25 protein-coding genes, 2 tRNA genes and 1 riboswitch are annotated in these 24,939 nt (G+C 42.1%); of the genes, 17 read left to right on the forward strand and 10 right to left on the reverse strand.

What is annotated here, in order from left to right:
• The 5 genes from HC723_RS03670 to HC723_RS03690 all read left to right on the forward strand — a co-directional run.
• Nucleotides 1-118: IS3 family transposase (locus HC723_RS03670; protein ID WP_190338159.1), on the forward strand; the 118-nt coding region annotated here is incomplete at its 5' end.
• Entirely contained in the window at nucleotides 115-240 is a 126-nt protein-coding gene (locus HC723_RS17680; protein WP_267904240.1) for a hypothetical protein, read from the forward strand. The genes HC723_RS03670 and HC723_RS17680, both read left to right, overlap by 4 nt.
• 51 nt (nucleotides 241-291) lie before the next feature.
• Nucleotides 292-903, forward strand: coding sequence for a glutathione S-transferase family protein (locus HC723_RS03680; RefSeq protein WP_190338254.1), 612 nt, complete (start codon nucleotides 292-294; stop codon nucleotides 901-903).
• A gap of 205 nt (nucleotides 904-1,108) precedes the next feature.
• Nucleotides 1,109-2,053, forward strand: a complete 945-nt coding sequence (locus HC723_RS03685; RefSeq protein ID WP_153447089.1) for a zinc transporter ZntB — start codon at nucleotides 1,109-1,111, stop codon at nucleotides 2,051-2,053.
• Nucleotides 2,054-2,197: 144 nt separating this feature from the next.
• A complete protein-coding gene (locus HC723_RS03690) occupies nucleotides 2,198-3,094 on the forward strand; it encodes a DMT family transporter (protein ID WP_190338255.1) in 897 nt (298 codons plus the stop codon).
• Between the two features lie 173 nt (nucleotides 3,095-3,267).
• On the opposite strand, the gene HC723_RS03695 is transcribed toward HC723_RS03690, so the two are convergent.
• Nucleotides 3,268-4,074, reverse strand: a complete 807-nt coding sequence (locus HC723_RS03695) for a sterol desaturase family protein (RefSeq protein WP_190338340.1) — start codon at nucleotides 4,072-4,074, stop codon at nucleotides 3,268-3,270.
• Nucleotides 4,075-4,162: 88 nt separating this feature from the next.
• A riboswitch (TPP riboswitch) is annotated at nucleotides 4,163-4,261 on the forward strand.
• A 97-nt stretch (nucleotides 4,262-4,358) separates the two neighbouring features.
• On the opposite strand from HC723_RS03695, the gene thiD reads away from it, so the two are divergent.
• The 6 genes from thiD to thiE are packed head-to-tail and all read left to right on the forward strand — an operon-like array spanning nucleotide 4,359 to nucleotide 9,367.
• Complete coding sequence (gene thiD, locus HC723_RS03700; RefSeq protein ID WP_190338256.1) at nucleotides 4,359-5,234, forward strand: bifunctional hydroxymethylpyrimidine kinase/phosphomethylpyrimidine kinase; 876 nt, start codon at nucleotides 4,359-4,361, stop codon at nucleotides 5,232-5,234.
• Between the two features lie 8 nt (nucleotides 5,235-5,242).
• Nucleotides 5,243-5,995, forward strand: coding sequence for an ABC transporter ATP-binding protein (locus HC723_RS03705; protein WP_190338257.1), 753 nt, complete (start codon nucleotides 5,243-5,245; stop codon nucleotides 5,993-5,995).
• Entirely contained in the window at nucleotides 5,988-6,788 is an 801-nt protein-coding gene (locus tag HC723_RS03710; protein ID WP_190338258.1) for an ABC transporter permease, read from the forward strand. The genes HC723_RS03705 and HC723_RS03710 overlap by 8 nt, the downstream gene beginning before the upstream one ends.
• Before the next feature lie 28 nt (nucleotides 6,789-6,816).
• On the forward strand, nucleotides 6,817-7,764 hold the full coding sequence (locus HC723_RS03715) for an ABC transporter substrate-binding protein (protein ID WP_190338259.1): 948 nt from the start codon (nucleotides 6,817-6,819) through the stop codon (nucleotides 7,762-7,764).
• A gap of 51 nt (nucleotides 7,765-7,815) precedes the next feature.
• On the forward strand, nucleotides 7,816-8,658 hold the full coding sequence (gene thiM / locus HC723_RS03720) for a hydroxyethylthiazole kinase (protein ID WP_190338260.1): 843 nt from the start codon (nucleotides 7,816-7,818) through the stop codon (nucleotides 8,656-8,658).
• 43 nt (nucleotides 8,659-8,701) lie between these two features.
• On the forward strand, nucleotides 8,702-9,367 hold the full coding sequence (thiE, locus tag HC723_RS03725; RefSeq protein WP_190338261.1) for a thiamine phosphate synthase: 666 nt from the start codon (nucleotides 8,702-8,704) through the stop codon (nucleotides 9,365-9,367).
• A 238-nt stretch (nucleotides 9,368-9,605) separates the two neighbouring features.
• Here the strand turns inward: thiE and HC723_RS03730 are convergent, their stop codons facing one another.
• From HC723_RS03730 to HC723_RS03770, 9 genes are all read right to left on the reverse strand, one after another.
• Nucleotides 9,606-10,910: a dicarboxylate/amino acid:cation symporter gene (locus tag HC723_RS03730; protein ID WP_190338262.1), complete on the reverse strand. Its 1,305-nt coding sequence runs from the start codon at nucleotides 10,908-10,910 to the stop codon at nucleotides 9,606-9,608.
• Nucleotides 10,911-11,310: 400 nt separating this feature from the next.
• Nucleotides 11,311-11,387: transfer RNA gene (locus HC723_RS03735), tRNA-Val, on the reverse strand.
• Nucleotides 11,388-11,447: 60 nt separating this feature from the next.
• Nucleotides 11,448-11,524: transfer RNA gene (locus tag HC723_RS03740), tRNA-Val, on the reverse strand.
• A gap of 264 nt (nucleotides 11,525-11,788) precedes the next feature.
• A complete protein-coding gene (locus HC723_RS03745) occupies nucleotides 11,789-13,591 on the reverse strand; it encodes a bifunctional molybdopterin-guanine dinucleotide biosynthesis adaptor protein MobB/molybdopterin molybdotransferase MoeA (protein ID WP_190338341.1) in 1,803 nt (600 codons plus the stop codon).
• A gap of 13 nt (nucleotides 13,592-13,604) precedes the next feature.
• A complete protein-coding gene (gene mobA / locus HC723_RS03750) occupies nucleotides 13,605-14,204 on the reverse strand; it encodes a molybdenum cofactor guanylyltransferase MobA (protein ID WP_153447100.1) in 600 nt (199 codons plus the stop codon).
• A 9-nt stretch (nucleotides 14,205-14,213) separates the two neighbouring features.
• A complete protein-coding gene (locus tag HC723_RS03755; protein WP_153447101.1) occupies nucleotides 14,214-14,921 on the reverse strand; it encodes an ABC transporter ATP-binding protein in 708 nt (235 codons plus the stop codon).
• A 124-nt stretch (nucleotides 14,922-15,045) separates the two neighbouring features.
• Entirely contained in the window at nucleotides 15,046-15,744 is a 699-nt protein-coding gene (locus HC723_RS03760; RefSeq protein WP_190338263.1) for an ABC transporter permease, read from the reverse strand.
• 53 nt (nucleotides 15,745-15,797) lie between these two features.
• Nucleotides 15,798-16,616, reverse strand: a complete 819-nt coding sequence (locus HC723_RS03765; protein ID WP_407701690.1) for a substrate-binding domain-containing protein — start codon at nucleotides 16,614-16,616, stop codon at nucleotides 15,798-15,800.
• Between the two features lie 104 nt (nucleotides 16,617-16,720).
• A complete protein-coding gene (locus HC723_RS03770) occupies nucleotides 16,721-17,548 on the reverse strand; it encodes a formate dehydrogenase accessory sulfurtransferase FdhD (protein ID WP_446751385.1) in 828 nt (275 codons plus the stop codon).
• Between the two features lie 208 nt (nucleotides 17,549-17,756).
• On the opposite strand from HC723_RS03770, the gene HC723_RS03775 reads away from it, so the two are divergent.
• From HC723_RS03775 to HC723_RS03800, 6 genes are all read left to right on the forward strand, one after another.
• A complete protein-coding gene (locus tag HC723_RS03775; RefSeq protein ID WP_153447105.1) occupies nucleotides 17,757-18,200 on the forward strand; it encodes a DUF3305 domain-containing protein in 444 nt (147 codons plus the stop codon).
• The gene (locus tag HC723_RS03780; protein ID WP_190338264.1) at nucleotides 18,190-19,035 is read left to right on the forward strand and encodes a hypothetical protein; all 846 of its coding nucleotides are present in this window, start codon (nucleotides 18,190-18,192) and stop codon (nucleotides 19,033-19,035) included. The genes HC723_RS03775 and HC723_RS03780 overlap by 11 nt, the downstream gene beginning before the upstream one ends.
• Before the next feature lie 236 nt (nucleotides 19,036-19,271).
• Nucleotides 19,272-20,963, forward strand: coding sequence for a 4Fe-4S binding protein (locus tag HC723_RS03785; protein ID WP_190338265.1), 1,692 nt, complete (start codon nucleotides 19,272-19,274; stop codon nucleotides 20,961-20,963).
• A gap of 2 nt (nucleotides 20,964-20,965) precedes the next feature.
• Complete coding sequence (locus HC723_RS03790) at nucleotides 20,966-21,688, forward strand: TorD/DmsD family molecular chaperone (RefSeq protein WP_190338266.1); 723 nt, start codon at nucleotides 20,966-20,968, stop codon at nucleotides 21,686-21,688.
• A 141-nt stretch (nucleotides 21,689-21,829) separates the two neighbouring features.
• Nucleotides 21,830-22,048, forward strand: coding sequence for a transcriptional initiation protein Tat (locus HC723_RS03795; RefSeq protein WP_153447109.1), 219 nt, complete (start codon nucleotides 21,830-21,832; stop codon nucleotides 22,046-22,048).
• An 11-nt stretch (nucleotides 22,049-22,059) separates the two neighbouring features.
• The gene (locus HC723_RS03800) at nucleotides 22,060-24,930 is read left to right on the forward strand and encodes a formate dehydrogenase subunit alpha (RefSeq protein ID WP_190338267.1); all 2,871 of its coding nucleotides are present in this window, start codon (nucleotides 22,060-22,062) and stop codon (nucleotides 24,928-24,930) included.
• Nucleotides 24,931-24,939: the final 9 nt, after the last annotated feature.

Here is a 24,939-nt window from a genome sequence, read left to right on the forward strand (position 1 = left end):
AGAAGATGTTGAAGAATATATCCGGTATTACAACCATGAAAGGTTGCATACTACGCTTGGTGATTTAACGCCAATCGACTATGAAAAATTACAAAGTCAGGTGTCCTATTGGGCTTGACCAGAATAGTTTTAATTGGCGCGAGTAAGAAGCAACAAATTACAGATGCAGTTCAAATGCTTGATAACCAAGATTTCAGTGCACAAGAATTAGCCGCGATAGAGGTGATATTACGCGGATAGCTGTTATGATTGAACATGAATTGTTGCCATTGATAAAAGGAAATTATAACAATGAAATTATACGAATTTGCGCCAAATCCAAGCTCTCGCCGGGTGACTATATTTTTAAAAGAGCTTGGGATTGAGCTTGAAACGGTTCAACTGGATGTTCGAGCTGGCGAAAACTTAACCGAAGAGTATTTAGCCAAAAGCATTAATGGCAAAGTGCCAATGCTAGAGCTGAATGATGGCACTTGCATTAGTGAAACGGTGGCAATTTGTCGTTATATTGCACAACAAAAGCAAAACTTCAGCTTGTTTGGTGAAACGCCGGTGGAAGCCGGTTTAGTGGAAATGTGGCAGCGCATTGTTGAACTTGATGGTTTATACGCAGGCTTCCAAGCATTTAGAAACTTGTCGGGTGTCTATAGTGACCGTGAGCGCTGTGTTAAAGAATGGGGGGTGGAGTCAAAACGTCGGGTTGAAGAGTTTTTACCTAAGCTTGATAAGCAACTCGCAACACATCCATTTATTGCGGGGAAAAAACTCAGCATTGCCGACATTACCGGATTCTTATTTGTCGGTATTATTTGTGTTAAAGCGTTAGAAATCGACGCTCTAAGCGATTATCCCAATATAACCCGTTGGTTTGAGATGTTATCGCAACGTCCGGCTTTTCAGTAATGCTCATCATGACAAAACCGTGCTGATTTAATATGCTGGTTTCTGCAACATAAATTAAAGCTCACCGGTTTTAAGCGAATAGCAAGGTGAGTTTTTTTGTGCTTATAAAAACTGACCAAGTGTATATATTCACTAACAAAACCTTGCGTGATGGGTAAAGCTCTGCATTAATAGAGACAGAAGGATTTACAGTGAGAGAAACAAAATGACAGAGACTTTTCTGATCGATCAATGGACGTTTAACAACAAAAAACCTCAACAAGTAAAAGATCAAAATGAACAACAATTAACCGTCGAATCTGGTAATTGGTATCACTGCCAACGTGAATCTTCCGGCTTGCGAAAATGGCTGCAATTCAATCAGATTGAGCAAGGTATTATCGACAGCTTATTGACTGATGATACACGCCCTCGTTTTGAACAATATGAAGATGGCTCATTTTTGCTCATCTTACGAGGGGTGAACCTGAACCAAGGCGCGAAACCCGATGATATGCTCAGTATTCGACTGTTTTGGAAAAATAATTGCTTAATCTCCACCAGAAAGGTCTCTTCCAAAACCATTAGCAGTATCCGCAATGCTTTGCTTAAAGGCAATGGTCCTAAATCGTTGCCGCATTTATTAATGGCGATCATTAGTGGTTTAAACCAGAATATTGAAAAGTTTTTAAACCAAACCGAAGAGCGATTGTTTGAATTAGATGAAGTGGAACATGATGACAACGAACTGCATTTGATTCATAAGCGGATCCTAAAATTACGCCGCTTTCTAAAACCACAACGTTATGCATTAAATGATCTGGTTGAAGCCAATATTAACGAGATTAGCTCGGTTGAAACTCATAGTTGGAACGTGCTGGATACCACTACGCGCTTAACCGAATCGATGGAATTTTACTTGGAGCAGATCCAAGTAATGAAATCGGAAATTGAACAAGAGCAAGCAGAAAAAATGAACCGCAATACCTATTTATTTACCATAGTGGCGGCGATATTCCTGCCATTAGGTTTCTTAACGGGCTTACTCGGGATCAACATTGGCGGCATGCCTGGGGTCGAAAACCCAATCGCGTTCGCTATTTTTTGTGCCGCGCTGGTTGTTACCTTGATAGGGGAGTTATTGTTGCTTAAGTGGTTGAGATTCTTTTAATTAATCAATAATTACAGTGTCACCTTTTTATGTGGCGTTAAAGTAACACAGTAATCTTACAATGCAAAAACAAGCCTGACTTTGGCTTGTTTTTTTTTATGTTTGGGTTAAGTTAACGCTACATTTTTTGTGTAGATAATTATCATGTCCGTTCAAAATAAAAACATGTTAGGCGCAATGTTGGTCATACTTGCCACCTTATCTTTAACCTTAAAAGATAGTGCCGATAAATATCTGATATTACATGGCTTTCATCCAGTACAAATGGTGTTTTTCCGCTTTACCATCCCATTTTTATGCATGCTTATCTTTATGCCCAAACAAACCAAGACGGCTATTTTAGCCACCAATGGCAAATTGCTGATCCGCTCGGCATTGTTTTTGGTGTGCGCCATTACCTCAGTAATTTCTTTGAAATACATTCCGCTTGAAGTCTATATCATCATTGTGCAGATGGGCAGCGTGGCCTACATGTTAGGTGGGGCGATTTTCTTTAAAGAAACCCTAACAGCGGTCAAGATAATCGCCACGTTATTAGGCTTTGCTGGGGTGGTGATCGTGATGAATCCGACCGATGTTGGTGGTTTACATTTAATCTACTTATTGCCATTAGTGATCGTGGTTGCCAACACCGGTTATAACTTGCTGACCAAAACCATTGATTCGAGCGTGTCGTTTATTTCAATTTTTATTAACTCGTTTTTTATTTTGGGTTCAGTCTCAACCATTCTTTTGATAGCGCAGCCAGATATGTGGATCACCCCAACGATGGAATCCATCCCTTATTTCATCACCATTCCTGTGGTCACGATTGTGTCACAACTGTGTTTGATTAAAGCAATGAAGATAGCGGATGCCTCACATGTCGCGCCATTCTTTTATTTCCAGATCCTGTTTGCTTGTATCTTCGGTTACTGGTTATTCGATGAACTACCGACTATTTTCACTCTCGGTGGTGGGGTATTTATTGTTGCGGCAGGGATTATCATCACTTATGCCAATTACAAACCGAACAGAAATAAATCAAAACAAGTACAGTAACCATAAAGGCTAACATTGACTGATTATACCAATTCGATTGAATATTTGATCAATTGGAATACGCCGAAAAGACGCTGATCCGTCCTTGGTCGCTTGAGAAAAGGCCATCCATGGCCTTTGACACTTTTCTCTGTACTCAATTTTGAACGATCATTTAATTGATACAATTGATATTACTTTTGATACGACTCATCTTTTCTAAACGGCTGAGTTAGCATCTTGAGCAAACCTTGTTCCTGTGGTTGCCGAAAGATTCCTAATCCAATTTGCATATCTCGGTGGCCATCTTTTGGCTCAGCAATATAACTGCCAAAACAACGATCCCAAATCGATAAACAAAAGCCATAGTTGCTGTTGGTTTCGTTTAAGTGCACCGAGTGATGAATACGGTGCATATCTGGCGTGACAACGAATTTACGCAGCAGGGCATCAAACTTCAAATTCAAACGCACATTACTATGATTAAACATGGCGCTGGCGTTTAAAATCACTTCAAATAGCAGTACCGCAATGGGTGAAATGCCTAATATGACAATAGCCGCTATTTTTACCCACATCGATAACCAAATTTCAATAAAGTGAAAACGCGAACCTGTGGTGGCATCGATATCTTGATCGGAATGATGGACGCGATGTAAGCGCCATAACAACGGGATTTGATGAAACAAACGATGTTGCCAATAAATAATACCATCAAGTAAAACAATCGAGATTAATACTTCAATCGGCGACGGCAAGCTGAGCCAGTGAAGTAACCCCCATTGATGCTGAGTTGCAGTAAAAGCCACTCCCATTGCCAAGAAAGGTAAAGTGAATGGCAGTAGTGCGCCGTTTAATGCCACAAATCCCAAGTTATTTAACCAACGAAAATTTTTGGGTTGTGTTAAGGCTTTACGGGGACGTTGTATTTCCCATACGGCCATAACAAGTAGTACTAAAATAAAGCACACCAAACGGATTAAGGTTTGGTTGTTGGTCATAAAATCGGTCATATAAATCGCTTAATCGATGATGAAGGCATAATGCCTTAGTACTTTACATTAGTTTGCCAAGCCATTACATTAACAAACATATTAGTCGGGGAGCCGCAAGGCTGAGATCACTACTGTGAGACCCGTTGAACCTGATCCAATTAACATTGGCGTAGGGAACTAACTTCGGATCGCCACACTGCTTTTCTCATTGTTGACCGATATTGGTTTTTCAAAACGAGATACCAGCTTGAATCGAATTACTTCCTTGCCATCAATAGGAAGTTGTCGAAATGTCAAACACCAACAAGCCATTATCCCATCACACTCCAAGATCTACGCTTAATGCGGTTTCATCAAATATTGCCAATGTGCTCACCATTGCCGGCTCCGATTCTGGCGGTGGCGCTGGGATTCAAGCCGATATAAAAGCTATCTCCGCTACTGGCAGTTTTGCTTGTTCAGTTATTACCGCCTTAACCGCGCAAAATACGCAAGGCGTGAGTGAAATATTGGCGGTTGATGCTGAATTTGTTGGGCTGCAATTGGATGCGGTTTTCTCTGATATTAATATTTCAGCTGTCAAAATTGGCATGTTAAATGACGCCAGTGTGATCAAAGTGATTGCGCAGAAATTACAGCAATATCAACCACAATATGTGGTTTTAGATCCGGTCATGGTTGCGACCAGTGGTGATGCGCTAATTGAAAAAGCGGCCATTCAAACCTTAGTCGATGAGCTTTTTCCTTTTGTCACCGTGCTCACCCCTAATCTTCCTGAAGCCGGGCTGTTATTGGGCTGTGACACGCCAAAATACGAATCTGAGATTGAAGCATTCATCCACAAGTTGCAGTCACATCCTAGATTTAAACAAGTCAAAACCTTACTTAAAGGTGGGCATTTCACCGGTGAGCACAGTTGTGATTGGCTGATTGATGGCAATAAGGTCACTCGGTTTTCTCATCCAAGGATAGCCACTAAAAACACTCATGGTACAGGTTGCACGCTATCTTCTGCCATCGCCTCTTATTTAGCACAGGGTATGCCATTAAGTGAGGCAATTAGCCAAGCGAAAATGTATATATCTGACGCACTGACGGCAGCCGATCAGCTTACTGTTGGCAAAGGTTCAGGTCCGGTTCATCATTTTCATGCTTTTTATGGTTAGGCTAAATCATGATTAATATTGATAAGTTGACCTTTCAGTTTGAACCTCAACTACCAGCAATTTTTGAAAACTTAACGGTTGGGTTCAAAGCAAAAAGTTGGACCTGTTTATTAGGTAAAAGTGGTTGTGGCAAAACAACGTTATTAAAAAGAATCGCTGGTTTTGAGCACAAGGATTGTGTACAGAGCGGAAATATAGGTTCTGGCGATCCGCACCGTTTAGATCCTGTCGCGTATATGGGGCAGCAAGATTTATTATTTCCTTGGTTAGATGTGCTGCATAACGTGTGCCTAGAGTCGTATTTAATCTGTGGCAGCATAACCAAAACACAAATTGAGCAAGCCACACAGTTACTGAATAAGCTAGGCTTATCTGGTTATTCTCAGCATTTTCCACATCAATTATCGGGCGGAATGAGGCAGCGAGTCGCCATCGCCAGAACCTTAATGCAAGATAAACCTGTGGTATTAATGGATGAACCTTTTGCAGCGCTTGATGCGGTCACACGTTACGAGTTACAAAAGTTAGCTTGTCAGTTATTAAAAGATAAAACCGTGTTGTTCATTACTCATGATCCACAAGAAGCATTGCGAATTGCTGACCGAATTTTAATTATGAAGGGCACGCCGGCAAAATTGCATGAGGTTGAATTCCACTCGACAAGCTTCCCCCCAAGAGAAACCAGTGCTGAATTGGTTCTAGCCCATAATCAATTATTGCAACGGTTGAGTATTGATAGCATGGAGCAAGCCCATGAATAGTCTTTCAATCAACAAAACAACAAATCCCACTATCAAAACATCATCAAAAATTGCCATGGTGGTGCAAATCGTGACCACGACATTGGTAATACTGTTGTTATGGCAAGCTACCGTGTCGTTGTTTGCTCTGCCAAGTTACATTATTCCTACACCAATCGAGGTTGGCAAAGCATTAGTCGAAAATGCCGATGTACTTCGTGCCAACTCTTTGGTGACGTTACAAGAGATTCTCTTGGGGCTACTGCTAGGTCTGGTGTTTGGGGGGATGTGTTCATTGGTTTTATTACTTAATGCTACCGTCAACCGTTGGTTATTACCTTTGCTTATCATTAGCCAAGCGATCCCTGTGTTCGCACTGGCACCGGTATTAATGTTATGGCTAGGTTATGGCATGGCGTCCAAAGTCGTGATGGCGGCAATCATTATTTTTTTTCCAATCACCACTTGTTGTTATGACGGTTTAAAAAACACACCCAAAGGTTATTTAGAACTGGCGCAAACTTTCCAACTGACTAAATGGCAAACCTTACTCAGAGTGAAACTGCCATCGGCATTACCGGCGCTGGCGTCTGGCTTACGAGTGGCGGTGGTGATCGCACCGATCGGGGCCGTGATTGGTGAATGGGTTGGCGCGAGCGCTGGGCTAGGTTATTACATGTTGCAAACTAATGCCCGAATGCAAGTGGCTGATATGTTTGCAGGTTTGTTTATTTTATCGATTATGACGGTCGGGCTGTATTTTTTGACTGACCGTTTGTTACATCATTTCATTCATTGGCCGAACCAAGGCTAAAAACTTATTTAGATTAAAAGGAAAGCATATGCCTCGTACAATCGCAGCAAGATTTAAACACATACTATTCGCCACCGCTTTACTCACTATTACTAGTCAAGCTTACGCCAATGACAAACTGACTGTGATGCTAGATTGGTTCGTAAATCCCAATCACGGCCCGATCATCATTGCACAGCAACAAGGACTATTTAAACAAGAAGGATTGGATGTCACCATTCAAGAACCAGCAGACCCAACATTACCCCCTAAAATGGTTGCGGCAGGAAAGGTAGATATGGCTGTCACTTATGAACCTAATTTTGTGATGGATCTTGCTCAAGGTTTACCGCTGAAACGTTCGGCAACCTTAATTGCGACCCCTTTAAATACCATTTTAACTTTAGATAACGGTAAAATTAATTCAGTCCAAGATTTAAAAGGTAAAACGGTTGGTATCGCGGTGGCTGGTACTGAAGATGCAATGGTGGGTACCATGTTGCGTCATTCAGGTTTAAAGCTTAGTGATATCAAGATGGTAAATGTGGGATGGAATTTATCGGCGTCATTAGCCTCAGGCAAAGTCGATGCAGTGTGGGGCGGGTTGCGTAATTTTGAGCCGAATCAACTGGCAATTGAAAAGGTAAAAGTAAAAGCGTTTTATCCAGAAGAGTACGGCGTACCAAGTTATGAAGAATTGATTTTTGTGGTAAGCCAAAACAGTAAAAAAACGGCCGCCATCGCGAAATTTAATCACGCGTTAACCTTGGCAACGCAATATATCGTTAATCATCCTGACCAAGCTTGGAATAGTTTTAAATCGTACAACCCTAAAACATTAGATACACAGCTTAATCAACACGCTTGGGCTGATACTTTAACTCGTTTTTCATTGCGCCCAACCGCGGCAGATGTTCAGGGTTATAAAGCATTTGCTGATTTTATGTATCAAAATAAAGTGATCAAAACAGCGGTCGATCCTACTCCGTATTTATAATTTTGTGGCGTTAATTACTCAAACTCAAATAAGCATTAAAGGGCTCAATAAATGACAAACTTTACTGGCAAACCTGTGGTAGCAAAGCAATTTATTTCACAACAACTCGATAGATTGCGCCTCAATAAACCTTTAGTGGTGAGCATCACCAATTATGTGGTGATGAACAATACCGCTAATGCTTTGCTGGCAATAGGGGTATCACCGATCATGGCACACAGCCGCGATGAAATGGCGGAAATGATGAGCTTTACTGGATCCTTGGTGATCAATATCGGCACATTAGACTCGATTTGGATTAAACGGATGCGTTTTGCGATCACCCAAGCCAATCATTATCAAAAGCCGATTGTTATCGATCCTGTAGGTTGTGGGGCCAGCAAATTAAGAACTACCGTCGCTCGCGAATTTTGTGACTTGGCGGATAAACTGATTGTACGAGGCAATGCTTCTGAGATTATGGCGCTAGTCGGTATTGATAGCCAAGTAAAAGGGGTGGATGCTCAAGATCCAAGTGAAGCCGCAATGGAGGCTGCGCATAAAGTGATTGCGCAATACCAAGCCAATCATGTTGTGATCTCTGGTGCAGTTGATTATGTCGTGCATCAACAGCAAACATTTCAGTTAAGCAATGGTGATAAATTGATGCCGCAAGTAACAGGAATGGGTTGTACTCATAGTGCCTTAACCGGTGCATTTGCCGCGATTGATTTTGATAATGCAGGCTTATGTGCTACTGCGGTATTAGGTGTAGCAGGCGAACTGGCCGCGCAACAAAGTACTGGCCCTGGCAGTTTACAAATGCATTTATTCGATAAGCTCTACCAACTTGATCAACTGGCATTGATCAATACATTGAAATGCCAGCCATATACCGGCCTTACTGCATTGTGATGTGACATCCACTGAGAATAACAAAACAAACTATAGGCTAATAATGAATGCTATTAATCGTTTCGACTATCCACTTTATTTAGTGACCGATGAAACAACGGAAGGAGAAAGCTTACGCCATATCTTGCTGCAAGCATTACAAGGTGGAGTTTCAATCGTTCAAGTGCGACATAAAGATCATAATATCCAAACATTTATTCAACGTACTCAAGTAACCAAACAAGTGATTGATGAGTTTAACCAACAGCAGATAAAACTTAACCTCAAACCAGTACCATTAATTATTAATGATCGCGTCGATGTTGCATTGGCGGTAAACGCAGATGGGGTGCATTTAGGTCAATCGGATATGTCTGCGGTGCTAGCAAGGCAGATCCTTGGCCCAGATAAAATCATAGGTTTAACCGTTGAAAACCAGCAACAATTATTACAAGCCCAGACTCTTCCTATCGATTATTTAGGCATCAGTACTATTTTCAACACCGCAACAAAAACCGACACCCAGTATCAATGGGGTATTAAGGGACTGACTGAAGCGGTACTCGACAGTGATTTACCGTTAGTCGCCATTGGTGGGATCGATAAAAGTAATATTGTGAGTATTGCAAAAACCAAGGTCGATAGTATTGCATTAGTGTCGGCAATCTTTGCTGCCGATTCTCCTAAAGAGGCGACAATCGAGTTATTAGCTTTAATACAAAGTAGTTAAAAGAGGCGGTACTGTATCTATAACTAGTAAACCACTTAATACCTGATCAAGTTGAATCCGCCGAAAATACGCGGTCCCATCCTGGTCTCTTGAGAAAAGGCCATCCATGGCCTTTTACACTTTTCTCTGCATTCAATTTGTATAGGTTATAAAATTACTGGAATTGGTATAAAAAAAGGCCTTAATACACTGATGTACTAAGGCCCTAGATGGTGCAGGATTAAACTTTTTAAATAACTTAAGCCTTGTGCTTCAAATCAATCTCAATTCTGCCTGCATCTGGATCATTAAACAGATCAACATCCAGTTCATTTTCAGATTTAGCCACAATACAAGTCACTACACTATCACCAGTAATATTCACCGCAGTGCGGATCATATCTAGTAGACGATCGACGCCCATAATCAAGGCAATACCTTCTAATGGTAAACCAACTTGATTAAGCACCATCGCAAGCATAATTAGACCAACACCAGGAACACCCGCGGTACCAACTGAAGCTAGCGTTGCGGTTAAGATCACCGTCATGTAATCGCCAATGCCTAAATCGACATTAAAAGCTTGAGCAATAAAGGCTGTCGCCACACCTTGCATGATAGCGGTACCATCCATGTTGATGGTCGCGCCTAGAGGGATGGTAAAAGAAGCGATCTTATTACTGACACCAAAACGATGTGTTGCGGTTTCCATCGTAACTGGAATGGTGGCGTTAGAAGAGGCGGTAGAGAATGCAAACATGATCGCATCTTTCATTTTCTTCCAAAAAACCAATGGATTTAAGCCCGATAATACTTTGAGCAAAATACTATAAGTAATAAACGCATGGATAAGCAGCGCAGCAACTAACACTAAGAAGTAAGCGGCAAGGTTCGCAATGGAATCTAATCCAAGGCCAGTGAACAGTTTTGCCATTAAGAAGAAGATACCGTAAGGCGCGACTTCCATAAGTAGCGTAACCAGCTTCATAATTACGACGTTTACGTCACTGAAGAACGTTGAAACACGTTGCCCGGCTTCGCCTGAAAGACTGATCGCAACACCAAATAACACCGCAAACACGATAACTTGAAGGGTATTGCCTTGCGACATCGCTGCCATTGGGTTAGTTGGGAACATATCAACAATCACTTGTCCTAACGATGGTGCTTCTGTTGAAGTAAAAGATGCGGCGGATGATAAATCTGCGCCAGAGCCTGGATGAAGAAAGATCCCCATAACCAGCGCTAAAGAAATCGCTAGGGCGGTGGTACCGATATAAAAAGCTAAGGTTTTGCCACCTAATCGGCCTAAAGTGGTGATGTCTTTTAAGGAACTGGTACCACAAACAAGAGAAACAAAGACAAGAGGGATAACTAGCATTTTTAAGCTGGCGATAAATATTTTTCCGCCGACATCAAATAAGCCTTCGACTAAATATTCATTGATAAAAGTGTTGTTACTAAAAAAGGATTGGATAATAAAACCGCATAAGATACCGGCAACCATACCAGTAATAATTCGTGCGGTTAAAGAGCGTTTTGATTTTTTGTTGTCGTTCGTCATGAACAAATCTCCATTAGGTTACTTTGTACAACTTTCAAAGCTGGATCAGACTAGCAGACAAAAAGCAACTTGTAGTCAATTAGTAACAAAATATAACTAACCCGTGTGATTTTGATCACTAAATATAAGCCAATAGCGAAAAATAACAGGGGATAAGTTGCTAAAAAGTTACTTTATCGTGATTTAATGTTGATATGGTACGAAAGGTTAACATTTTGTGGTGCAGTTTCGCTAATCAGAGGAAATATACCACTTAATGGAGACTAAAAGCGGTGAGCGGAATACATCAGGGGGGGGCATACTAATCGAAATAAACAGAACAAAGCGGATAGATCAAAAAAGCCTACATTTCTGTAGGCTTTTTATCTTTAACGGATATTTTATTATCCGATAAAGGAATTGGTGCCCGCTACTGGACTCGAACCAGTGACACCTTGCATGTCATGCAAGTACTCTAACCAACTGAGCTAAGCGGGCAAATTGTGTGCTTATCATTTGCTACCGGAGAGGTAACTTAATAAAAAAGACTTTGAAAAATGGTGCCCGCTACTGGACTCGAACCAGTGACACCTTGCATGTCATGCAAGTACTCTAACCAACTGAGCTAAGCGGGCATTTTTTAAAGCATTCTTTTAAACATTACTAGTTAAAACAACTCTATAAATAAAATAGGTAAAAATAAAACTGCGTTAACGGGGAAGATATTAACCATGCCTTAATCGGGTTGCAAGCAGAAATTTATCACTTTGCGCGTGTTTGTCGCCTTTATGTGCTGTTTGCTGTTTTTTTGCTCTTTTAATGATATTTATGGCATTAAAAAATGAAAAGAGGTCCGCTTAAACTGACCTCAATTCATGTTGTAACTTATTATTTGGAGCTTATAAACGGCCATCGAGTGGAATGATTTTCACCATCTCACCGTTTTTTACCATTTCTACTTGAGGCGGCACTTCGATAAGGCAATTAGCTTCACTCATCGAGCGTAAAATCCCCGAGCCTTGCATGCCAGTGGTGCGCACTTGCAGTTGACCAAATTGATTTAAAGCATAAATACCACGAGTAAACTCAGTACGGCCTAAGCGCGAACGTACCACTTCGGTGGCTTCAGCTTGGATCTTCGGTGCTTGCCAGTTGGTTTCACCTTGCATAAAGCGTAGCGCTGGCTCAACAAACATTAAAAATGACACCATTACCGCCACAGGATTACCTGGTAAACCAAAGAATGGAGTGTCATTGATGTGGCCAAAAGCAAGTGGGCGACCAGGGCGCATGTTGATACGCCAAAAGTTAATCTGACCTATACGCTCTAAGACGGTTTTAATAAAGTCCGCATCGCCAACAGAAACGCCACCTGATGAAATAATCGCATCCGCCTCTGTACTGGCTTTTAACAGTGTCGCTTCTAATGCACTTTCGCAATCTTCAATAATGCCAAGATCAATCACGCTACAACCTAAACGTTGCAACTGCGCCATCACGGTATAGCGATTGGAATCGTAGATACAATTTTTGTTTAACTCGCTACCCGGCGCTTGTACTTCATCACCAGTCGAGAAAACCGCCACTTTCAATTGAGAGAAAAGCGGATATTGACTTAACCCAAGTGAAGCCAGCATGCCAAGTTCTGGTGATTGAATTCGTGTGCCTTTATTAAATACAATGCTATTTTGAGCGAGATCCTCACCGGCATTACGCACGTTTTGTCCTGCTTTAAACTCATTGTTCGACACAGAAAAAGTGACGCGGTCACCAGCTTCGTTGCTTTGACTTTGTTCGCGCATGATAACCGTATCCGCGCCTGAAGGCAGAGGAGCACCAGTCATGATCTTCGCCGCTTGTCCTGCCTCAATAACACCATCAAAACTGCTGCCCGCCATGATCTGTGCCACCACGTCATAATGGTCTAATGACGCTGCAATATCTTGACTGCGAACCGCGTATCCATCCATCGCCGAGTTTTGGTAGGCTGGGACATTAATTGGTGAATGGACGTCTTCCGCGAGGATACGCAAGCGAGCATCGAGCAACGAAGCTGATTCAACCGTCGCTGGCGTTTTTAATGTAGTTAGGATTTTCTCTAAGCCTTGTTCAACCGACAAAAAGGCTGGCGATAAACTATCGCAACTTGCGGCATCGGTTTTTTGTGTTGTTGATGAGGCTAATGGGCGGCACTGAGTGAAGTTGACAATCATGTCACCAATTGCATCCAAATCATTAATGTCCACATGGGGCAGGTGAGTATTCAGTTCTGAGCTATTGGAAGCAACCGCAATAATATTGTCATCATGGGGATGCAGCCAAGGTTTACCCACTTCATCACGATGTAATTCTATTTTTGGAAACGACAGATTTTTACAGCCTTCAACCAAAATGAAATCAAGTTTACTGCAATCAAAGTGCGATAATAAATCAAAGAAATGCGCTTCTTGATCCGGTGTTTCTGTCATTAAAACATGACGATTGCGTGATGCGATCAGCATTTGGTTGGCACCGGCTTTGCGTAAGCGATAACTGTCTTTACCGGGTTTATCGACATCAAAATCATGGTGTGCATGTTTAAATACGCCAATGCGCAGACCTTTTTTGGTCAACCTTGGTAGCAGTGCTTCAAGTAAGGTGGTTTTACCGGTTCCGCTGTAAGCTGCAAAACCAAGAATTGGAATAGGGTATGTGTTCATAATTTACCTTTGGCAGTTATTCTTTGAGATGCTGAGCAAAATCAGCAAGTTGCTCTGGTGTATTAAGGTTAATAAAAGTTTGCTTGAGATCGGAGAAATCGACACGATAGGTATGACACTGGTCATAAAAGGCAATGATCTTTCTTTCATCACGCGCTAAAAAGTCATGCAATTTATCTGCTACTCGGCGGTGATATAAAGTAAAAACCGGCTGATAGAAATCGCCATCGTGCGCAACAAGAATATCGGCATCAGCTTGCCATGCTTGGCAAAAAATTTGTGCTAAATTACTCGGTATATTGGGGCTATCACAAGGCACAAAACCAACCCAGTCATGTTGTTTTGTGTCGGTATGAGTGAGCGCAGCATGAATGCCACCTAACGGTCCAGGGAATTGGGTAAAGGTATCGCTGATCACAGGGGCATACTGTTGATATTGCTTATGACTGCGATTGGCATTAATGGTGATCGAATCGGTTTGAGGCTGTAGCGCTGCTAGCACATATTCAATTAATGGCTTGTCATTTAACTTAACCAAACCTTTATCTACCCCTCCCATACGAGAGCCTTGTCCTCCGGCGAGAATAACCCAATCAATTTTGTCTGGTGTTAGCATATATGCTCTCTATAAATATTCAGTTTGCGTAAAGGTTTGTTGTGGTTGTGGCACTTTGATCAGTTGTAATAAAGGGGATTCTACTAAGGTATGATTTTTTATCCACCATTGCTTAGTACACAGCTCAGTTAATTCATTTTGTTGATGACTGGTGATCACCAAACTGACCCCATTGGCTAACAGTTCTTTTGCCAGTACCGTTAAGCGGGTAATGGATTCAATGTCTAAGCTTGAACTTGGTTCATCCATTAATAATATAGTGGGCTTAGTCACCCAAGCTCGCGCCATCGCAATGCGTTGTTTTTCTCCGCCAGAAAGGACCGAAACATGTTCTTTGGCTAACGTTTCTAACCCCACTTTGCGTAAAGCCGATATAACTTGAGCGCGTTTTTCTTGGCGTGAAAGGGAAGAAAAACGAATCGCATACAACACATTATTGTAAACGGTATCATCAAATAAATAGGGCGTTTGATGTAAGTAAACAATCCTATGCTTATTCGGCGAGAACCAACGAGATAAGCGTGACTGATGCAGGTTTAATTGACCAGAGGTGGGTTGCAACAGCCCTGATAATACTTTTAATAATGTGGTTTTTCCCACGCCATTATCGCCGCGTAAATAGACGGCTTCATTGGGCATCAATTGCAACTTAGGGATATGAAAAAGCATCTTATCCTTAAATTGCATGGTTAAATTATTGGCATGTAAAGGGATCATAGTTGCGTATACCACCAGCAAGTAAAAAAAATACCATCTTGTTGTTTACTTTAATTATTTTTTTATTGTATTAGGTTGCTTGAGTGTCCACTTCTTGTAAATCAGCAATGACAATTTGCACGCATTAAGTGCGTAAGTAACCTTGTCCTTTGGCAGAAGTGAGTGAAAAATTGAGTATCAAGGCTAATAATAATAGAACCATTCCTAAAGCAACACCTTGAGCAAAGGCGCCTTTCTGACTTTCTAATGCGATTGCGGTCGGAATGTTTCGGGTGGAATTTAAAATATTACCTCCCACCATCATAGAGCAGCCCACTTCAGTAATAATGCGTGAAAACCCTGCCACAACCGCGGCAAAAAGCGGAAAGCGAGTTTCCCATAGTAAGGTCATTAAAATTCGAAAACGATTGACGCCTAATGTGTAAGACGTTTCGATAGAACGACGGTCACTATTTTGAAACGCGCCGTACATCATCGAGACTAAAATAGGAAAACAAATCAGCATCTGACCTAAGATCATCGCTTTTTGGGTAAACAACATTTGCCAATCCCCCAAAGGACCGGCGCGTGACAGAATCATATAAAGCAACAGACCAATTACTACAGTAGGGACCGCTTGTAGTGTATGGATAAAAGATAGCAACATCCAGCGGCCCGGAAACTCGGTGTACGCGAGTATAAAAGCACACAGAATCGACGGGATGATAACCATTAGAATGGCAGAAAAAGACACCATAAATGACACACTGACGACCTTCCATAAGTTAGTGTCAAAGTTCATTAATAGGTGTACCGCATCCACTGTGGTTTGCCAGAGTTGCATTCTTATCTCTCTATTTAAGCAATTATTCGTTTATACCCAAAGTAATACGCGCATTATTTACCGTCGTAGCTTGCAGTAAACAATTGCTTACCTTGCATTTGATAAGCATTAATGAGTTGCTGTCCATGTTTTGAGATCAACCAGTTACTAAAGTCACGCGCACCTTTAGTGTTCAATTGAGTATAACGCTCAGGATTAACTAAGATAACTTGGTATGGATTAAACAGCACCTTGTCACCTTCTACTAGAATTTCAAGATCCAGCTTGGTTTTATAAGCGATCCAAGTGCCGCGGTCGGTTAGGGTATAAGCTTGCAGCTCAGAAGCCATATTCAAGGTTGGGCCCATGCCTTGGCCAACGGATTTGAATTCAGAAAAGCTAGTCGGGTTAATACCCAGTTGTTTCCAAATCCCTTTTTCTTTTTTATCCGTACCCGAATCATCGCCACGAGAAACAAATTTAGCGTTATCTGTCGCAATGGTTTTAAATGCGTCTTGCGCAGATTTATTGCCTTTGATTTTGGCCGGATCCGATTTTGGCCCCACAATCACAAAGTCGTTATACATTAAGTGATGAGGCTCAACCCCAAATCCTTTATCAATAAATGCCGCTTCTGCGCCAGGGGCATGAGTCATGACTAAGTCCACATCGCCATTTTCACCCATTTTTAGGGCTTTACCGGTACCAACAGCAATCACATCCACGGTGTAACCGGTTTCTGATTTGAATTTTGGTAATAAATACCCCAGTAAACCCGAGTTTTCAGTACTGGTGGTGGTGGCTAAACGAATTGTTTTTGAATCTTGAGCTTGAGCGGTTGAAGTAAAAGCAGCAAGGCAAAGTAGGGCCGTTGCCCAAAAACGCATTTTCATAAAAAATTCCATCTTTAGTGATAAGAAAAATGACTTCATAGAGTCGGTTATAGTTGAATCAATGTACAAAAAACACTTTATTGAACACCAATTCCATATTGAATTTATTTTTGACCTTTAACATCAAAGTCAATTTTTTCAACTCCGGAAAAGACTTGAAAACGCAGTCCTTTAGCGCGAGCTATGGTGGTGATACCAAATTGTTTGGCCAAATCGAGTCCCATTTGCGTCACGCCAGAGCGCGATAGTAAGGTTGGAATGCCCATTTGAGCCACTTTGATCACCATTTCAGAGGTTAATCGGCCAGTGGTATAAAATACCAGGTCTTGTCCCGATTGTTGTTTAAGCCACAGTTCGCCGGCTAGTGTATCAACCGCATTATGACGACCAACATCTTCAACAAATGATAGGATTTCATCGCCGCGACATACCGCGCAACCATGTACCGCTCCTGCCTTTTTGTAGGTATCATTAAAATGGGTTAACGCTTCAAGGGTGCGATAAATATCGGATTGTTTTAATGCCACCTGCGGTACTTGGTAGCTTTCGAGTTCTGCCATGACATTGCCATACATGGTGCCTTGACCACACCCTGAAGTAACGGTTTTTTTCTCTAATGCTTTATCAAGGTGATCGATATTCTCATTAGTCACTACCGCCGCGCTATTGGTTTCCCAATCAATAATGATCGATTCTAATGATTTAGGATCATGCAAAAATCCTTGGTTTTTTAAATAACCCAGCACTAACGCATCAGGCCTTGAGCCTAACGTCATTAAGGTCACGATTTCTTTCCAATTTAACAATACGGTTAATGGTCTTTCGCAAGCCACTTGTTTGATAAGCTTTTCGCCGTATTCATCAAACACTTCGACTTGTTGGGTTTGCACCGGTACCACACCGGTTTTAATTATGCTTGGAAAGTCAGACACGGTAATTCCCTATGATAAAGCGAGAAATTAAGCCTACAATTGATGTTCAGGCAGACGATAAAAAATAATAATAAGCGATTAAACACAGTAAACATCTATCACTAAATGATAGTATTTCCTTATTATGAGTGTGTTTGATGATTTAAATCAATTTATTACTCGCAAGCCTAAAACAAAATCAGGTCGATTAGTATTAAGGATAGATATTATGATTGAAAAATCACCAAAATGTTGGCCGCTAAACTGCTTACTTGAAAAACACATTAAACAAATTGGTCGCTGGGAGACTGAATCTTGGCAGTGGGAAGGGGTCGATCTATCGCCACAAGCTTCGCAACCGCATACTTATTTTCAATTACTTGAATTATTTAAAGACGAGCGCAGCGATTACCGCTTCAATTTGAGCTCGAACAATCCTAAATTATTTCTGGCGCTGGAATTTTTAGATACTAATTCAGCGCCTAAAATCTCACACCTGACCGCCTCTCAAGCCACCATTGCGTGTTATATGGATACCGATTATTTAGTGCTGTCAATTGATATGCCATTACCTATTCAAGCGTGGATGGAAGCGTTTATTGGCCGTCATGGTGAATTAATCGAAGTGAGGAAGAAGAAACGTCAGGGCGCAGGGCGTTCTAATGGAAACTAATCGTTTTCAGCGTTGGCTGACTAAAAAAAATCAACATAACAATCATTCATCCGGCGATCATTCTGCTGGCGATCAAAGCGGTGACGATAGCTTATCCAATATTGAAAATTCAGCGATTTCAAATATTGCCCCGACATCGACGCTGACTTCTGCCCCTGTAGCTAATGGTGTTCCAAAAGAGAGTGGATTCCCAAAAGAAAGTGGCTCCCTAGAAGCTAATAGTGCCACTGAAACTAACGCAGCCTCAGAAAATGTTCAGACCATAAACCAAGAGCGTGCCGGCCTTAAACCTGCCAATACACTTATAGTGGATGAGGCTGGCCACAATTCATCAGATTTAGCGGGATCTGACTCATCTTGTCATTCATCACTATCGAAACCATCGATTGCCACTGTAGCCCATGTTTTTGAACAAGGATTTTCAAAGGGGGATAAGAAAAAACAATTACGCGATTTGTTTTTAGGTGGTGAGTTTTCCGATATCGATCCACTCGACAGCTACAACATGGATTATTCAGCGGTAAAATCAATTTCTCAGGATGTAGCATCAACATTGCGAAGCTGGCATAAACGTATTGATGATGTTTTAGAACCTGATGAAGAAAGGGTAATGGAACACCCACATCAAGCAGAGGATCTAGAGGCAATAATCGACGAAGATTTGCTTCAATACCAAGCTAAACAAGATGCGGTGATCATTACGCCAGATAAGTCTGTTGAAGATAATATTGATTCAAAGACCAAAGAGTTAGAAGACAAGGTCGAAACAAATAATAATCTTGCCAACACTGAATTTATTGATAAAAAAGTAATAAATAAACCTAAGCCGTACTAAGCGACTAAACTCAAACTAAACAGCGCAAAAACACCAAAAACACATGGCTAAATAAGAATGATAATTATCCTTGCAATGTGTTGTGTTTAATTCTCTCAAAATACACTTTTTTATTACAAATAGATGATTATCCATGAGAAAATAATGGACAATTTAATAACATCATTTTTACTTAAATTGAACTTAAGAAAGTTGTGTTGTGGTTTAAGCAAACATATCGAATAAGAAGAAAAGCAATGTTAACGTCATTTTTAAAATCGGTAGACAGCATCAATGGACAAGCTCGTTATGCGGCTATTTCGACGACCGTCGAGTTAAATAACCTTATCCCACCAACGGTCAGTTACGAATCGCGCGGTGATTTATTGATTATTGGTGATATAGTCACCGTCGAATCGGTATTTTCACACTTCTCAAGTATGAATAGCGTGACCGTATTAAGCATGAATCAAAGCGATGCTGAACATACCATCCCGACCACTCAACTTTATTTTGCCGATAGCGTTGTTATCAAGGGTTATCTTGGTAGTTTTGAAGTGGCGGCCATAAAAAATGGCGCCGCCACCAATCTTGCTAGTATTGCGACCGGCGAAAAAACCTTTGATGTGATTTTAGATTTAACCGAAAGCGGTAATATGGCCGAGCAACTTCCAGTGCCAGGTTATTACCCAGCTGGGCGAGGGTATCCAACACTAGAAGAATCGTTAGACGCCATTCCAGATTTAATTGGCACTTTTGATAAACCTAAATTTTTTCGTCTCGATACCGATTTATGTGCCCACAGCTCTCGTGGAGTAATAGGGTGTCAATTGTGTGTGGATGCCTGTCCCGCTGGCGCACTGACCAGTCAAGGCACTGCGCAAACTGGCCATAACATCGAAATTAACCCTTATCTTTGCCAAGGTATCGGCACCTGCGCCACATCGTGTCCAACAGAAGCCATCAGCTACGCTCTACCAAACCCCGTTGAAACCCAAACCTTTATTGAACGCGTGTTAGCGAAATATTTTGATCAAGGTGGCGAAAACCCAATCATTATGTTTTGCAGCTCTCGCCATGAGAAATACACCGTTATGATGCTCGGCATGCTGCCAGATAACATTATCCCTATCACGCTTGATGAACTACCAAGTGTCGGAATTGATACTTGGTTTATCGCCCTCACTCATGGCGCTTGTCAGGTGATATTTGCCGCCAGTAATCACATGCCAGAGACCATTATTCGCGTTTTAAAACACGAAACCGATATCGCGCAAACTTTGCTAAGTCAGCTTGGTTTAGAAAAAGAACGCATTAACGTGATGTATATTGAAGAACTTCGCATGCAACGTCCGGTGCTTATTTCAACCCCATTAAAGGTTAAGATTCGCGAGCCATTGGCGGGTAAAAAACGTGACCGTCTATTTGCATCATTAGATTTATTGGCTCAGCACCATTCTCTTGACGCTGAACAGGTGACGCAAGGGATTTCAAGCGTGCCTGACGGAGCGCCTTTCGGGCGCGTAAATTGTGACACTAAAGACTGCACCTTATGCATGAGCTGTGTGTCGGTATGCCCAACTCGCGCCTTGCATGCTAAAGGGGACAGCCCTGCATTATTGTTCACCGAAGAAGACTGCGTGCAATGCGGTTTATGTGTTACCGCATGCCCTGAAAAAGTGCTTTCACTTCAACCTCAATTTAATTGGGACGCGAGCAGTCGTAAAGCGGATGCCACCTTACATCACGAACCTGCCGCGCATTGTTTAAGTTGTAATAAGCCTTTTGCTCCAGAGTCGATGATAAAAATGTTGCAAGATAAGTTACGCGGTCACTCTCAGTTTGCGACCGAAGATAAACTGCGTCGCGTGGCGATGTGTGAAGACTGCCGAGTGCGTGACATCTTTAACGATCTTTCAATTAACCCTGAAAAACAACTGGATATCTAATTATGCACCCAGAGAATCTCAATCACTCAAATAATGATGAAACCCCAGTGTTCGATCCAAAAGCCACCAATGCGGATGCACAAGACGCTTCAATACAAGATGGAGCGATACAAGACGAAGCAGCACAAGATGGCAGCGCGGACAATGCGACGGCCGAGATTTATGGTTTATTGGCTTGTTTACTGCGTCAATCGCCTAATCAAGAAATTTTAGATTGGTTGAGCGAACTTGAAGTAGAAGAAAGTGATGTTCACGCCATGTCGAATGCTTGGTTTGGGTTAAAACAAGCCTCACAAACGGCTAAAATTGAAGATTTGGAAGATGAATACCAAGATTTATTTATTGGTATTGGTTGTGGTGAAGTCGTGCCATTTAGTTCATGGCATATAGCCGGCACTTTAATGGAAAAGCCATTGGTGCATATTCGCCAGGACCTGAAACGTTTGGGCTTTGAACGTCAACAAGATGTGCGTGAACCAGAAGATAACATCGCGGCATTATTAGAAGTGATGTCTATGTTGCAAAGTGAAGGGTTTGACGATCAGCAATCTTTCTTTAATGCTCATATTAAGCCTTGGTTTGTCTCATTTTGTAATGCCATAGAACAAGCAAAATCGGCGCAATATTACCAAGCCGTGTCACGCGCCTTACGTCACTTTTGTTTGATTGAACAAACCCGTTACACCCAAAAATCTGATGGCATCGAAATCACGAACCTGAAATAAATATCGATCCATACCCGACATTAAAATTGTCTTGTGCAACTTTGCATAAGAGAAGAAAGCAACATGAGCAATTAGAAATCAAAGCTGAAAAGTAGAGATTTCCCTAAAGGCCAAACCAATATGGCCAAGAAGGAGCAATAAATGAAAACATCAAAACCTCTCGACCAGAGCGTCAACGAAAGTCGACGTGGGTTGCTAAAAGGTATGACAACAGCGGTTGTTGTCGGCGGCGCTGTCGCAGCTGGACTTTCTGGCAGTGCGGTCGCAAGTGAGCCGAAAGCTCAAAATACCGAGCAACCAAAACTGAAAAAGGGCTATCACGAAACGCAACACATTCGTGATTATTTCGATTCTCTATAGGAGTTGCGATTATGAAATTGACTAAACGCTCCGATAGCGTATCTAAAAGTGAAAATCAACTAGGCTTGAGTCGTCGTGCCTTTATGAAAAATACCACAATTGCCGCGGGTGGCACTGTGGTTGGAGCATCAATGTTTGCTCCTGGCATTATGAAAAAAGCGCAAGCCCAAGACGTTGACCGCTCAGCCCCAACAGAAGTTAAGCGTACAATTTGTTCTCACTGTTCTGTTGGCTGTGGCATTTATGCTGAAGTACAAAACGGCGTATGGACCGGGCAAGAGCCTGCTTTTGATCACCCATTTAATGCTGGTGGACATTGTGCGAAAGGCGCAGCGTTGCGTGAACATGGTCATGGTGAACGCCGCCTTAAATATCCGATGAAATTAGAAGGTGGTAAATGGCGTCGAGTGTCATGGGATCAAGCGATTGATGAAATTGGCGACAAAGCGCTCCAGATCCGTAAAGAATCCGGCCCTGATTCGGTTTATTTCCTAGGTTCTGCCAAACACAATAATGAACAAGCGTACACATTCCGCAAAATGTCGGCTATGTGGGGGACCAATAACGTCGATCACCAAGCTCGTATTTGTCACTCAACCACGGTTGCAGGGGTTGCAAATACATGGGGCTACGGCGCTATGACCAACTCATTCAATGACATGCATAACTGTAAGTCAATCTTGTTTATTGGTTCAAATCCAGCAGAAGCACACCCTGTGGCAATGCAGCACATTCTGATCGCCAAAGAACGCGGTTGTAAGATTGTGGTTGCTGATCCTCGCAATACCCGCACGGTTGCTAAAGCTGATCAACATTTGCCGCTTCGCCCAGGTACCGATGTATCGCTTATTTGGGGTATGTTGTGGCATGTGTTCCAAAATGGTTGGGAAGACAAAGAATTCATTCATCAACGTGTCTTTGGTATGGATGAAATCCGCGCCGAAGTTGAGAAATGGTCGCCAAAAGAAGTGGAACGCGTGACCGGTATTTCTGAACAAGAAGTGCATAAAGCGGCGTACACTTTATCTCACCATAAGCCAGGCTGTGTTGTTTGGTGTATGGGCGGAACCCAACATACTACTGGTAACAACAATACGCGTGCTTATTGTGTATTTGAATTAGCCCTTGGCAATATGGGTAAATCTGGTGGTGGCGCAAATATTTTCCGTGGTCACGATAACGTACAAGGTGCAACAGACTTTGGCGTATTATCGCATGATTTACCAGGTTACTACGGCCTTGCGGAAGGATCATGGCAGCATTGGTCTCGAGTTTGGGGCATCGATTACGCTTGGCTAAAAGGGCGTTTTGACCAAACCAAATACAACGGCAAATTACCAATGAACAACATGGGGATCCCTGTGTCTCGTTGGGTTGATGGGGTATTGGAAGACAAATCGAAAATTGAGCAAAATGATAATATTCGTGCCATGTTCTATTGGGGTCATGCGGTTAACTCGCAAACCCGTGGACACGAAATGCCAAAAGCAATGCAAAAGCTCGATATGATGGTGATTGTCGATCCATACCCAACCGTTGCGGCCGTTATTAACGATCGTACCGATGGGGTGTATCTATTACCCGCCACTACTCAGTTTGAAACCTACGGTTCAGTAACCGCTTCAAACCGTTCAATACAATGGCGTGATCAAGTGATTGAGCCATTGTTTGAATCAAAACCTGATCACGAAATCATGTATTTGCTGACTAAGAAATTAGGCTTTGCTGATCAGCTGTTTAAAAACGTTGAAGTGAAAAACAACCAACCGGTTATCGAAGACATTACCCGCGAATATAACCGTGGTATGTGGACAATTGGTTATACCGGCCAAAGCCCTGAACGTTTAAAGTATCATCAGCAAAATTGGCATTTATTTAGCCATGAAAACCTAGAAACTGACGCGGCAGAAATCAAAGGTGAAACCTATGGTTTACCTTGGCCTTGTTGGGGCACCCCAGAAATGAAACACCCAGGGACGCATATTCTTTATGATACATCGAAACCGGTGGCTCAAGGTGGCGGTAACTTCCGTACTCGTTTTGGTGTTGAATTTGAAGGGAAGAGTTTACTGGCTGACGGCAGTTACTCTAAAGATTGTGAAATCGAAGATGGTTTCCCTGAATTTACCGATAAGCTATTGAAGCAACTTGGTTGGTGGGATGACCTTACCGCCGATGAGAAAACATTAGCCGAGGGTAAAAACTGGAAGACCGATTTATCTGGTGGTATTCAACGTGTGGCAGTGAAACATGGTTGTATTCCATTTGGTAACGGTAAAGCCCGTACCATTGTGTGGCAGTTCCCCGATCGCGTGCCTTTACACCGTGAACCACTATACACGCCACGTCGTGATTTAATCGCCGATTACCCGACTTGGAATGATAGCGATGCAATTTATCGTCTACCAACATTATACAAAACCATTCAAGATCAAGATCACTCAAAAGAGTATCCAATCATCTTAACGTCTGGTCGCTTGGTGGAATATGAAGGCGGTGGTGAAGAATCTCGCTCGAACCCTTGGTTGGCGGAACTTCAACAAGAAATGTTTGTTGAAATTAACCCACAAGAGGCAAATAACAACGGCATTAAAGATGGTGATGATGTTTGGGTTGAAGGGGCAGAACAAGGTCGCATCTTAGTGAAAGCGATGGTAACCAACCGGGTTCAACCTGGCTTAGCCTTTATTCCTTTCCACTTTGGTGGCAAGTTCCAAGGTAAAGATCTACATGATAAATACCCAGAAGGAACCGCGCCATTTGTACTTGGAGAATCAGCCAACACAGCCACCACCTATGGCTATGATCCTGTGACTCAAATGCAAGAAACCAAAGTGACGCTGTGTAAGATCAGCAAAGCATCTAATACGGCGAAAGCGTAAGGAGTATGA

The sequence above is a fragment of the Vibrio sp. S11_S32 genome, assembly GCF_014694465.1.
In the GTDB taxonomy this organism is placed as follows: domain Bacteria; phylum Pseudomonadota; class Gammaproteobacteria; order Enterobacterales; family Vibrionaceae; genus Vibrio; species Vibrio algicola.